Origin of the sequence: Caballeronia sp. ATUFL_M2_KS44 (genome assembly GCF_023630965.1) — a bacterium.
Taxonomy (GTDB): domain Bacteria; phylum Pseudomonadota; class Gammaproteobacteria; order Burkholderiales; family Burkholderiaceae; genus Caballeronia; species Caballeronia concitans.
This window is the reverse complement of record NZ_JALQEA010000006.1, coordinates 494,675-507,347: the sequence shown is the minus strand read 5'-3', so window position 1 is coordinate 507,347 and position 12,673 is coordinate 494,675. Positions and strand designations below refer to the sequence as shown.

Below are 12,673 nucleotides of genomic sequence, written 5' to 3'. Positions count from 1 at the left end.
CCAATCGACACGCTATGAGCACGACACGCCCGGCGGCATCGACGAGGTGAGAAAGGAAGCGGCACGTCGCGCGTAGCCCGTGCCGCGTTGCGACCTCAGGCGCGCGCCGCCTGCGTCACCACTTCGGGATGCTCCGTCAGATACGCCTGCACCGCGTTGCGCCGATACGCCTGCCCTTCCGCATCGAACATATGGCAGTGATCCGGCTCGCTGCCGAGCCTCAGCTTCTGGCCGCGCGCGTGCTTTTCCAGCGGCGGAATGCGCGAGATGAGGCCATCGGGCGCGACGGGCGTTTCCGCGTAGAGATAGGCGGCGTCGCCGAGCGTTTCCACCGTCATCGTCGATACTGAAACGCCATACTCGCTCGATGCCTCCACCGGCTGCAAATGCTCCGGCCGGATGCCGACGGTCACCGCATCGCCCGGCTTCGCGTTGCCCGGCAGCACGCCGACGAGCTGCGTTTCGCCGGTCGCATACTTGACGAGCACGCCGCCGTCGCGAATCTGCGCGACCGTGCCGGACAGGAAGTTCATCTTCGGCGAGCCGATGAAACCCGCGACGAACTTGTTCGCCGGCGCGTGATACAGCATGTTCGGCGTGCCGACCTGCTCCACATTGCCCGCCGACAACACGACGATCTTGTCCGCGAGCGTCATTGCTTCGACCTGATCGTGCGTGACGTAGATCATCGTCGTCTTGAGGTCGTCGTGCAGGCGCGCGAATTCGAGGCGCATCTTCACGCGCAATGCGGCGTCGAGATTGGAGAGCGGTTCGTCGAAGAGAAAGACCTTCGGCTTGCGCGTGATCGCGCGGCCGATCGCGACGCGCTGACGCTGCCCGCCCGACAACTGCTTCGGCTTGCGATCCAGCAGATGATCGATGTGCAGGATCTTCGCGGCGTTCTTCACGGCGGCGTCGATGGCGGGCTTCTTCTCGCCCGCGAGCTTGAGGCCGAAGGCCATGTTGTCGTAGAGCGTCATGTGCGGATAGAGCGCATACGACTGAAAGACCATCGCGATGCCGCGCTTGGCGGGCGGCAATTCGTTCACGCGCGTGCCGTCGATCATCAGCTCGCCGCCGCTGATGTCTTCGAGACCCGCGATCATGCGCATCAGCGTGGACTTGCCGCAGCCCGACGGTCCGACGAACACGACGAACTCGCCGTCGTCGATATCGAGGTTGACGCTCTTCATCACCTCGGTGTCTTCGTATCGCTTGTTGATGTTGCGTAGGGTCAGGCTAGCCATGATGTGTCTCCATGCATCGATGCATTCTTTAGGTCACGCACGCGCGCTACTTCGCCTCGAACGTCGCGTGTTGCAGCCAGTGATCGACGAGCGCGGGCAAGCGCGCCATGTCGTCGAACACGATCTCGGCGCCCGCGCGTTCGAGCGCGCCGATCTGTCCTTCCGTCGCGTGTCCGCCGCCGATGAAGCCGAGCACCGGCATGCCCGCCGCCTTCGCCGCCGTCACGCCCGTCACGCTGTCTTCCACGACGAGGCAGCGCAGCGGATCGACGCGCATCGCGCGCGCCGCCGCCAGATACACGTCCGGCGCGGGCTTCGGATTCGCCACCATGTCCGCGCAAAAACGCCGGTTCTCGAAGAAGCGCACGAGGCCCGTGCGCTGCAGCACCGCATCGACGTACGACGAAAAGCTGTTGCTCGCGCACGCCTTCGTGAGCGGCACGGCAGCCAGCGCCGCCTCGATGCCCGCCACCGGCTGCGCCTGCACCGCCGCCGCTTCGACCGACGTGCGGATCGCGCCGACCTGTTCCTGCGTGAGCGTGCGATTCACGGTATCGGCCGCGCTCGCGAGCACGGCTTCGATGCGCAAGCCGAGCAGCGGCATCACGACCGGTTCGACATCGACGCCCGGCCACAGCGCCTGCAACTCGGTGACGAGCATCCGCGCTGCTACCGCTTCGCTGTCGATGAGCACGCCGTCGCAATCGCAGATCATCAGACGATCTTCGAGATTGGCCGCTTGAAATGAACTTGATGTCACGAGCCCGCCCTCACTTGACCGCGCCGAACGTGAGACCGCGCACCAGCTGCTTCTGCGAGAGCCAGCCGACGATCAGGATCGGCGCGACCGCCAGCAGCGAAGCCGCCGACAGCTTGGCCCAGAACAAGCCTTCCGGACTCGAATACGACGCGATGAACACGGTCAGCGGCGCCGCGTTCGAACTCGACAGATTGATGCTCCAGAACGCCTCGTTCCACGAAAGGATGATGAGCAGCAGTCCCGTCGATGCGAGACCGGGCAGCGCCATCGGCATCAGCAGATAGACGATCTCCTGCCACGTCGTCGCGCCGTCGATGCGCCCTGCTTCGAGAATGTCCTTCGGCACTTCGTTGAAGTACGTGAAGGCCATCCACACGGCGATCGGCAGATTGATGAGCGTGTACACGATGACGAGACCGCTCACCGTATCGAGCAGGCCCGCGTTCTTCCACAGCAGATAGATCGGCACCAGCACGCCGACCGACGGCATCATCTTCGTGGAGAGCATCCACAGCAGCAGCTTCTGCGTCTTTCGCGTCGGGAAGAAGGCCATCGCGTAGGCGCACGGCACCGCGAGAATCAGGCAGATGACCGTGACGCCCACGGAGATCAGCACCGAATTCCACGCGAAGCCGAAGTAGTTGCTGCGCGCGAACACTTCGCGAAAGCTCTCGAGCGTCGGCGTGAAGATGAGCGACGACGAATACGCCTGCTGCTCCGTCTTGAACGCGGTGATCGTCATCCAGAAGATCGGGAAAAACAGCAGGATCGAGACGATCCACGCGACGATGCCGGGCACGATGTTCTTCGCATGGCCGAGCGCGGTGGTCCGCGGACGGACGTTGACCGATTGCGTGCTCATGACTCGTACTCCCCTTTGAGGTTCTTCGCGAGCATTCTCACGAGGAAGAACGCAACGACGTTCGCCAGAATGACCGCGAGAATGCCGCCCGCCGATGCGAGGCCGACGTCGAACTGCTGCAGGCCGAGCGCGTAGATCAGGTACGACAGGTTCGTGGTCGCGGTGCCGGGACCGCCGCCGGTCGTCGTATAGATTTCAGCGAAGATCGAGAGCAGGAAGATGGTTTCCATCATCACGACGACGGCAATCGCGCGCTTCAGGTGCGGCAGCGTGATGAAGAAGAACATCGAGAACGGACCCGCGCCGTCGATGCGCGCCGCTTCCTTCTGCTCCTGATCGAGCGACTGAATCGCGGTGAACAGGATGAGGAACGCGAACGGCAGCCATTGCCACGCGACGATCACGATGACCGCGAAGAGCGGAAATTCGGCGAACCAGTCGATCGGCTGCATGCCGAGCGTTCGCATCAGCGAAGCGACGAGGCCGTACACCGGATGCAGGATCATGTTCTTCCAGATGAGCGCGGAGACCGTCGGCATCACGAAGAACGGAGCGATCACGAGCAGACGCGCGATGCCTTGACCGATGAACTTGCGGTCGAACAGCACGGCGAGCAGCACGCCGCCGATGACGGTGATCGCGAGCACCGATCCGATCAGCGTCAGCGTGTGGCCGATGGACGGCCCGAACGCGGGATCGGTGACGAGGAACTGAAAGTTGTCGAAGCCCGCGAATCCTTTGACATCGGGATTGAGCAGGTTGTAGCGCGAGAACGAGAACCAGATCGTCATCGCGAGCGGAATGGCCATCCACAGAAAGAGCAGTCCGCTCGATGGCGTGATCAGCCATCGCACCGACTTCGCGCGCCGCTTGTCGCGCTCGGCGGCGGATTCCTGCATGGGATGATCGGTGATGGGGGGATTCAGTTGACTCATCGTGTCACCTCTCGATGATGATGCCGGCGGGCCGCATCAGACGACGCGGCCCGCGTACCGCGGAAGATTTACTTCTGATAGCCGGCCTGCTTCACCGCGCGATCCGCTGCGGCATTGGCTGCCTTCAGCGCGTTGTCGACGCTCGTCTGACCCGCGACGACGCCCGCGATCGACTGCCCGACCACCGTGCCGAACGACTGGAACTCCGGAATGCCGACGAACTGGATGCCGCTATACGGCACCTTGTGCAGCGTCGCGTCGTTCGGGTCCGCGGTTTCGATCGCCTTCAGCACGAAGTCGCCGAACGGCGCGGCCTGCTTGTACTCGGGGCGCGCGTACGTCGACTTGCGCGTGCCCGGCGGCACCGACGCCCAGCCTTCGTCCTTGCCGACCATCTCGATGTATTCCTTCGACGTCGCCCACGCGGCGAACTTCTTCGCGGCGTCCTGCTGCTTCGACGTCTTCGGGATCGCGAGCGACCACGACCACAGCCAGTGCGAGCCCTTCGGCGTGACGGCGACCGGCGCGGCCGCGAAGCCGATCTTGTCCGACACCTGCGATTGCGACTTGTTGTAGAGCATGCCCGCCGCGACGGTGGCATCGATCCACATCGCGCACTTGCCGGAGGACATCAGCGTGAGGTTCTCGTTGAAGCCGTTCGAGCTGGCTCCCGGCGGGCCGTCGTTCTTCAAGAGATCGGCGTAGAACGACACCGCCTTGTGCCACTCGGGCGAATCGAGCTGCGCCTGCCACTTCTCGTTGAACCATTCGCCGCCGAACGTGTTCACCACCGTCGACACGAACGCCATGTTCTCGCCCCAGCCCGCCTTGCCGCGCAGACAGATGCCGTACTGGCCCTTCGACTTGTCGGTGAGCTTGTCGGCGAACTGCTTGATCTGGTCGTAGGTCGGCTGGTCGGGCATCTTCAGGCCGGCGGCCTGGAAGAGATCCTTGCGGTAATACGTCATCGAGCTTTCGACGTAGAACGGCAGCGCGTAGAGCTGGCCGTTGTACGAGAGGCCGTCGCGCGCGGTCTTCACGACATCGTCGAGATCGTAGTTCGCGGGCAGGCCCGCCATCGGCGAGAGCCAGCCGCGCTTGCCCCACTGCGGCGCTTCATACGTGCCGATGGTCAGCACGTCGAACTGGCCGCTGTTCGTGGTGATGTCGGTCGTCGCGCGCTGGCGCAGCACGTTTTCTTCGAGGATCACCCATTTCAGCTGGATGTCGGGATTGGCCTTCTCGAACGCGGGCGAGAGCTTTTTCAGCTCGATCATGTCCGGGTTGTTCAGCGTGGCGATGGTGATGGTCGTCGCGGCCTGCGCCGAGAGCGGCACGAAAACCGAGGCCGCGAGCGCCGCGGACATCGCCGATAGCGACAGCAATGCGCTGCTGGAACGCCGCGCGCGCGGCTGTGCGGGAACGATGCGTTGGGTGCGTTTCATTGGGTTCGTCTCCTTTTTCGTTAGCACGGGCGCAGCGGATGGTCCTTTCGGACCGCCTGTCTGCTTGTGTCGATGCGCGATCGGATCGCGCGGGTTATCGTTCCGCGACGCCGTTTCAATATAGACGGTGCGCCCGATGCTGCAAGGCGCACGCGCGCGGTCAGCTCATCCAGTTGCCGCCGTCGACGTTGATCGTCTGCGCGGTGATGTAATCGGAGTCGGCGGAGGCCAGAAAGAGCGCCGCGCCGGTCAGATCGGCCGGCACGCCCATGCGGCCGAGCGGCACTTCCTCGCCGACGAGGCGTTTCTTTTCGCCGAGCGGCCGGTTTTCGTAGCGCGCGAAGAGCGCATCGACCTGTTCCCACATCGGCGTATCGACGACGCCCGGCGCGATGCCGTTCACGTTGATGCGCTCTTTCGCGAGCGCGAGCGCCGCCGATTGCGTGTAGCTGATGACCGCCGCCTTGGTCGCGCAGTAATGCGAGACGAGCGCCTCGCCGCGCCGCCCCGCCTGCGACGACATGTTGATGATCTTGCCGCCGCGCCCTTGTTCCACCATGCGTTTGGCGACCGCCTGCATCAGGAAGAACATGCCCTTGACGTTGACCGCGAACAGCCGGTCGTAGACGTCCCAGGATTCGTCGAGGATCGGGCGCATGTCGAAGAGCGCCGCGTTGTTGAACAGGATATCGACGCCGCCGAAGCGTTCGACGGCGCGCGCCACGATGCGCTCGATGTCTTCGCGGCGCGTGACGTCGGCTTTGAGCGCGAGCACGCGGGCGGATGCGTCGACGATGTCGGCATAGCGCGCGGCCATGTCGTGCTCGTCCTTGACGTCGACGATGACGAGCTTCGCGCCTTCGTCGAGATAGCGCCGCGCGACCGCCTCGCCGATCCCGCTCGCGGCGCCTGTGATGACCGCGACCTTGTCTTTCAGTCTCACCGATGTCTCCGGATTTTTGCTGTCCAGCGATGCGAGCGAACGCTCTGCCGCCGAACAATTGCTCTCTGTGTGATCGAATGATCGGTGCTCGAACGAGCGATGTCAAGGTGGGGAAGTACGGTTTCGATGCTGCGGCGCGGAAGGTTATCGATCGAGGAACGTCGGTCTTTCTAGGAGCTGTCGTGTTGACGGACTCCTTCCTATGCTTGAATAGTATCGGTTCTATCGATCGCTCTTATGAGACATTTGGCCAGTGCCGAAAATGAATTCACGAGTTAAAGACCGGCATTTGAAGTGCGCATTGACACTGACGTCCCTTCTCGCACTTGCCCTGCCGCTTCTGTCCTCTGCGACATGCACTCGGCCGATGGAACGAGCGTTTCTACTTCAAGACGGTCTGGCGACTGATCGCAGGACTCATCTAACGTGGATCCGATGCGCAATCGGCATGCACTGGGATACGCAGCGGCAGCAATGCATTGGCCGACCGACCGGCCTGAGGCAAGATCAAGCTCGCAAGGCGGCAACACAAGCTGGTCCGGGGTGGCATGTCCCGACAGCGTATGAACTCAGCACGCTTCGCGTCGATTCGTGTGTAGGCCCGAAGATCGATGCAAAGGTATTTCCGAACGTGGCGTCGTCTGAATTCGGAGAAGGCGCTAATTTCTGGACCTCGACTGAAGCCCTGCCGGGAACCTTTTATTTCGTCAACTTCGCAGACGGTTCTGTGGACTTTCATAGCGCAGGCTTTTTCTTATCAACGATATTGGTCCGCAATGCGCCGGGAGATCGATGAGTGTTGTGGGTTTGAAATCATCGTACTTTCCCAAGTAATCGGTACTGGCATCACGAGTCTTGGAGACAGCGCCTTTGGCTACATCGTCGAAGGTGGTGAAGGACTAATTTGCCATAGAGCGACCGCGCCGGGACGGAAAGATTCGCGACCAGGCAAGCGCGACCCGCTATGTGGACTGCAATCCCGCCGCGGCGTGCCACATTGAACGTCAAAGACGCGGTGCGGTGGCTCCGAAGACGCCGATGACCGGAATTTCTTCCCGGCATTTACTGCGTGAACAGATCAACATGAAGCATCCGTTGGGTCGGCTCGGCTTATCTGATCGACCGGGACGGTTTAGTCGTTTGATGAGTGGGAGCTTCGTTTGGAGAAGAGGACGCCCAGCCATTTCATCACGATTGATGGCCGATCCGTCCTATATCCAACATGCGTTTGGTCTCTCCGATGAAGAGGTCGTGTGGCAATGGGTAGATAACCAATATTCGCAGGTCTTCGCGGGCGAGACGTATCTGCGAACGGAGCCGTCGATCGACCCGTCGAGCCTTACGCGTTGGAGGAAGCGCATGGGCGAAGCCGGGGTCGAAGAATTGTTGACCGAAAAGATCGAGGCAGCCAAGCGCGCGGGCGTAATCGAAGTCTTGAGCCCGAAGCAGGTAATCGTCAATCACGACGATGTTGGAAAAAAGCGTTGGCCAACCCAACCGATTCGCGTCTTTCGAGCGGTGTCGTGAACATCTCGTGAAGGCTGCGGCCCGTCATGTTGTGAAATTACGGCAGAACCACAATCGCGTAACACCACAGTCAGTGAGCTCAAACAGCCGTTCCGCACATGCCGAGCACTACAAGCACGCGAAGAAGGCGCTACGCACGTTGCGCTCGCGGGCGGGCTGCGTGATGCGTGACGTCGAACGCCAATTCGCCTCGGTCAGCGAAAGCAGCCAAAGCCGTTGCAAGACTTGATTGGTAGCAAGACACATTCTGTAGCAAAAGCCTAAGAACGAAGTGGACGCGCTCCACGCTCCTTCTTACGAGTTGGGCTTGAAAGTGTCGATCACGACGATCCATAAAGAAGAAGGCCTCGTCGTCGGCGTTCGTTCGATGCCGGAAAATCTCTACGACGGCCACACGCTGGCCGCGGCCTTAGAGCAGGCGGCGATCTCAAGCGATCTGAGGTCGGCGGTCGCCATCGCTGATCGCGGCTACACCGAGTGACTACCGACGGCGTGAAGATCATCGCCCGGATTCGCGGTGCGGTATCACGCGCGGTCCACGAGCCAGCACCCGAAAGCGCAGCGCCGTCGAGGCGGCCATTGGCCACTCGAAGGCGGATGGCAAGCACGATGAAATTGGCTCAAAGGCAGCTTTGTTCTTAACGCTTTACTCAAAGGTTCACTTGCAGCGCCCCTTCCTCCTGAGGGAAACGGCACGCGCGCAAAAGGATCATCCAGGCTCGACTAGCCAGTTTCAAACGGAAAAGGCAAGTCCCGATCCGGCTAGTTCCCCCTTTTCGCCGCGTCTTAAACGGAAATATACGACTGCTATCACGGCCCATTCGCTGCTCAATCTCAGACGAAACACTATTACTCCAGCTACGAGCCTATTTACGGGAGGCTCTTATTTCTCAACCACGCCGCATCGACTGCAAGTGCCATCTTTCAAATTAACAGCATTGATATCGATCCATCCAGCACTTGAACAGTGCTATTTTCCGCAAAACTATACGCAGTTATTTATCGCACGCAAGACTAACTTTAACTTATGTGATCGCAGCTTCCGCTCTTTCATATCAATCTTAAAAATAAGACGCCTCACATTAAAATCACTAGTGCTAGTCGACACAAAAGTTTTCATTCAAAAACAGCAAAACAGACCTAAAACTATGCTTTAATTTTTCAACAATAATGCGTCCCTGCGACGGTTTAGGAAAACAACCGCCAAGTTCTTCGCTCACCGAATGGAGCATTGCGTGCTCCGTCGCGCCAGTGAAGAAACTCAGGGCCGATAAATGACTGACAAGTCACGGCATTGATATAGCACCTATTTCAGATAGCAGGAAGCGCTTAGGCAGGCACCGCGAAAGAAAATCCAAGAGCATTTCCCTAATACATCTAAACCAGCCATAGAAACTGCAGGAATCGACATGACATTTTCCTTCGTTGCCACGCCTAATGCAGCGCGCCCACTCACTGCTTCATTAGCCCCCTTGCAAAGTCGGGGAGAGATACTCGAGCTGTCGGGCTGGCAGCTTTGGCTGAAGTCATGGGGCCGTACCAGGATCACGGAAATCCTGCATGTCGAGAACAGTCGGACGCACGTCTTAATTGGTGCGCCAACGAACATAGAAGAATTGCGTTCTCTCGCGACCTTGGCGACCGCCGAAGCCTTGTCCGCAAGCAGCGTTCACATTCTGGTTATTCTCCGTGAAGCCTTTGGCGACGCAGTGCTTTCCCTCGTCGAAGGACCGTTCACCGTTCTAACTTTCGGACCCCGTGGCAAGCTCACGGTCGTTACGGATGCGCTGGGCTTGCAACCCGTACATACGGTTCGCGGTCGCTGTCTGTGGATTAGCTCGGAACTGAAAAACATTGGCCTGTGTGGGCCCGGTGAGTTCAAGTTCATGCTCGAAGAAGATGTGGTAGCGCACGACAACCGCCCCGATAGTTTTCTTCCAATCAGCAACGCGGAACGTATTCGCCCAGGATCAATCTGCTCGTTTTCATTCGATGGCCGTGGTCACTCGGTGGTCAATTGCTCGCAATACGTGACATTCAGGTTGGCGATCCCGCAGCGAATCAAACGTGAACAAGCCCGCCTCGCGACCTACTCGCTGTTATCGGCTTCGATCAGGAACGTCGCCGACGTTAAGGACTCGATTTCAATTCCGCTCTCTGGTGGCTTAGATTCAAGTTTGGTGACCGCCCTCGCGGCACAATGCCGCGCGGACATTAAGACCTTCGCTATTGGAACAGAGGTGAGCAATGAATTCGAATTTGCGCAAACCGTCGCGCACCACGTGAGGACGGCCCATCACGATTTGACTTTCGGCGACGATGCGATTCTGCAGGGCGCGCACGAAGCGATTTTCTACAATGAAATTTTCGACGGGCTATCGGCTGAAATTCAGGCGAGCCTTTTATGCCTCTATCGTTCACTTGAGGGCACCGGTGGCCGAATCGTGACCGGATATGGATCAGACCTTCTTTTTGGCGGGGTGCTACGGCCAGGCAGCGCACCAAACGATGCGAATGCCGAATTGTGGAGGCAGATCTACCGGACCCGTTGGACTGGCGAGTTCTCGCAATTTGGTGCGAATCGCTACGGTTTCGAAGTGCATCATCCATTTTGGACTCCGCGTCTCATGGGATTCGCTCTAAGCCTCGCACCCGAAATGAAAGTTTCTGTGGACGAGGTGAAGGTAATGCTTCGCGAATGCGCAGCTGAGAATGCGCTGCTTCCAGAAGAGATCGTCTGGCGGCGTAAGATTGGCATTCACGAAGGCTCGTCCGTCAACAGCATCTTCGCATCACACATCGGCGTTGCACCCGGCGATTATGCCGCGAAAACAAGATACACATACGCGAAGTTTCGGGCATACATGTCTGCCGAAGACGCGCCCGACGCTGGAGATAATGTCTGAAACAGGAACCAAGAGGAAATTTATGTCGCTAGTTGTAGAAACGGATATCAGAAGTGTTCGCGTCCTCACGCTAAATCATGCAAGCCGAATGAACCCCTTCAGCGAGGAGTTAGAGGAAAGCATAAAGGTAGCGCTCGCGCGAGCTAACAGCGATTCCTCAGTGACCGCTATCGTATTGAGCGGCGGAGCTGATCGTTCGTTTAGCGCCGGCGGCGATTTCAATGAAGTCAAAATGATGAAAGGCGGAAAGGAAGTTGATCGCTGGATTGATAGAATCATCGATCTTTACACAAGCGTTCTATTAGTCGATAAGCCTACTGTAGCGGCGATCGACGGGTACGCTATAGGCATGGGATTTCAGTTCGCTTTGATGTTCGACTGGCGGCAAGCCGCAACATCAGCGGAGTTTCGCATGCCGGAGTTGCGACATGGAATCGGCTGCTCAGTGGGTGCCGCGATTCTGCGACACGCGGTTGGTTACACTGTCATGCAAGAGATTGTCCTCGCTTGCGAATCGATTCCCGCAGAAAAAGCTGTAGCCTATGGCATCGCAAATCGCTTGTCGGCACCGGGGCGATTAATGACCGACGCAATTGAACGTGCTGAGGACTTGGCTACTTACCCAACGGCGCCATACCGGGCCACTAAACGGACGATCGTCGAAAGCATGCGCGATGTATTGCTGAAGTCAGCCGACGCCTCCAAACGGGTGCATAAGGAGGCTTTCTCCACGCGTAGTCCACACGGTCATTTCGCCCGCGTGCTGAAGGAATCGGATCCAATCGGACACGCACGATGAAGGTTCAGAATTTCACCTCCCTTCCGCTCGTTGACGAGTCAGCCATGCCAAAAGGCTTTAGAACGTTTGTTGCATCAGCAGGAATCAAAGATGACTCGCGCGATGTGGCGGTGGCGTATTCCGATGTGCCATGCGCAGTGGCGGGCGTCTACACGCGCAATCACTTCGCGAGTCCGGCGGTCTTGGCATCTCGCAAACAACTAGCCAACGGCGCGGCGCGTGCACTTTTGGTCATTTCGAAAAATGCCAATGTGGCAACGGGACGCCCGGGCGCGGCGGATGTCGACGTGCTGATCAACCGATTGTCGGACCAACTCGGCATTTCACCTTCCGAAGTGCAAACCGCTGCGACTGGTGTTATCGGCCGGCGGCTGCCCGTAGAGCGGATCTTACGAGCGCTTCCCTGCGGGAAAGAATGGATGGACAGTCCAGCGAACTTTCGGTCCGTCGCCGAAGCGATAAAGACTACCGATACGAAATCCAAAGCTGTAAGCATCCGCGTGGGTGATAGCGTCCTTATTGGGATAGCGAAAGGCGTCGGTATGATCGAGCCCGACATGGCCACTCTTCTCGTCTATTTCTTCACTGACGCACGAATCGAACAATCGCAGTTACAGTCCATGCTCCTCTCGGTGGTCGATAAGACTTTTAACTGCATTACGGTCGACTCGGATACATCCACCAGCGATAGCTGTGTGATTTTTGCGAACGGTCTGGCGGGCGCGGTAGACCGGCAAGCCTTCGCCGATGCGCTTCTCGACGTGGCGTCGCACCTTGCGACTCTGGTCATGAGCGATGGTGAAGGCGTAACAAAGGTTTTCCAGGTCATCGTCGACCACGCGGAATCCGACGTAGTCGCCAAGGCTGTCGCAAAGTCGATCGCAAATTCTCCGCTCGTGAAGACAGCCATCCATGGCCACGATCCCAACTGGGGCAGAGTCGCAATGGCGATCGGAAAGTGCGATAGGCGCTACCGCATTGAGCCCGAACGCGTCCGAATCTCCATTTGCGGCATCAAAGTCTATCCCGAGATCGACGAAAAATGCGTGCACCTCCTTGAGGATGCGATGCGTCGCTCGTCCAACCTGGAGATCGCGGTTGACCTTTGCGTCGCGGCCGGACGTGCCGAGGTGATAGGTTGCGATCTTTCTCCTGGATATGTTGAGTTGAACAGCCATTACACCACCTAGCATGATTGTTCGATTGTCGTCGTAGCCCCCCCCGATCCTCTTATTGAGGTTTTCTTCAA

The 12,673-nt window shown here is 59.0% G+C and carries 10 protein-coding genes and 1 pseudogene; 5 read left to right on the top strand and 6 right to left on the bottom strand.

The genetic code is table 11. The features are described from left to right. Nucleotides 1–95: 95 nt before the first annotated feature. The 6 genes from NCR39_RS02380 to NCR39_RS02355 form a co-directional block, all read right to left on the bottom strand. Nucleotides 96–1,247, bottom strand: coding sequence for an ABC transporter ATP-binding protein (locus tag NCR39_RS02380; protein ID WP_250450493.1), 1,152 nt, complete (start codon nucleotides 1,245–1,247; stop codon nucleotides 96–98). 46 nt (nucleotides 1,248–1,293) lie between these two features. After that, nucleotides 1,294–1,962 (bottom strand): HAD family hydrolase, encoded by a 669-nt coding sequence (locus NCR39_RS02375; RefSeq protein ID WP_250451444.1) that lies wholly within the window; start codon nucleotides 1,960–1,962, stop codon nucleotides 1,294–1,296. Between the two features lie 55 nt (nucleotides 1,963–2,017). Further along, nucleotides 2,018–2,809, bottom strand: a complete 792-nt coding sequence (locus NCR39_RS02370; RefSeq protein WP_502800171.1) for a carbohydrate ABC transporter permease — start codon at nucleotides 2,807–2,809, stop codon at nucleotides 2,018–2,020. A 56-nt stretch (nucleotides 2,810–2,865) separates the two neighbouring features. After that, the gene (locus NCR39_RS02365) at nucleotides 2,866–3,768 is read right to left on the bottom strand and encodes a carbohydrate ABC transporter permease (protein WP_244285534.1); all 903 of its coding nucleotides are present in this window, start codon (nucleotides 3,766–3,768) and stop codon (nucleotides 2,866–2,868) included. A 104-nt stretch (nucleotides 3,769–3,872) separates the two neighbouring features. Beyond that, nucleotides 3,873–5,171 carry an ABC transporter substrate-binding protein gene (locus tag NCR39_RS02360; protein WP_250451443.1) on the bottom strand — a complete coding sequence of 433 codons (1,299 nt, stop codon included), beginning with the start codon at nucleotides 5,169–5,171 and terminating at the stop codon, nucleotides 3,873–3,875. 238 nt (nucleotides 5,172–5,409) lie between these two features. Beyond that, nucleotides 5,410–6,192, bottom strand: coding sequence for an L-iditol 2-dehydrogenase (locus NCR39_RS02355; RefSeq protein WP_250450491.1), 783 nt, complete (start codon nucleotides 6,190–6,192; stop codon nucleotides 5,410–5,412). A 262-nt stretch (nucleotides 6,193–6,454) separates the two neighbouring features. On the opposite strand from NCR39_RS02355, the gene NCR39_RS02350 reads away from it, so the two are divergent. From NCR39_RS02350 to argJ, 5 genes and pseudogenes are all read left to right on the top strand, one after another. Next, nucleotides 6,455–6,988 (top strand): Lcl C-terminal domain-containing protein, encoded by a 534-nt coding sequence (locus NCR39_RS02350; RefSeq protein WP_350029648.1) that lies wholly within the window; start codon nucleotides 6,455–6,457, stop codon nucleotides 6,986–6,988. 224 nt (nucleotides 6,989–7,212) lie between these two features. After that, nucleotides 7,213–8,380: pseudogene (locus NCR39_RS02345) on the top strand (transposase); the annotation flags it as partial. Between the two features lie 748 nt (nucleotides 8,381–9,128). Further along, nucleotides 9,129–10,625 (top strand): asparagine synthase C-terminal domain-containing protein, encoded by a 1,497-nt coding sequence (locus NCR39_RS02340; RefSeq protein WP_250450489.1) that lies wholly within the window; start codon nucleotides 9,129–9,131, stop codon nucleotides 10,623–10,625. Then, nucleotides 10,540–11,424: an enoyl-CoA hydratase/isomerase family protein gene (locus NCR39_RS02335; protein WP_350029647.1), complete on the top strand. Its 885-nt coding sequence runs from the start codon at nucleotides 10,540–10,542 to the stop codon at nucleotides 11,422–11,424. The genes NCR39_RS02340 and NCR39_RS02335 overlap by 86 nt, the downstream gene beginning before the upstream one ends. Further along, the gene (gene argJ, locus NCR39_RS02330) at nucleotides 11,421–12,614 is read left to right on the top strand and encodes a bifunctional glutamate N-acetyltransferase/amino-acid acetyltransferase ArgJ (protein ID WP_250450485.1); all 1,194 of its coding nucleotides are present in this window, start codon (nucleotides 11,421–11,423) and stop codon (nucleotides 12,612–12,614) included. The genes NCR39_RS02335 and argJ overlap by 4 nt, the downstream gene beginning before the upstream one ends. Nucleotides 12,615–12,673 lie beyond the last annotated feature (59 nt).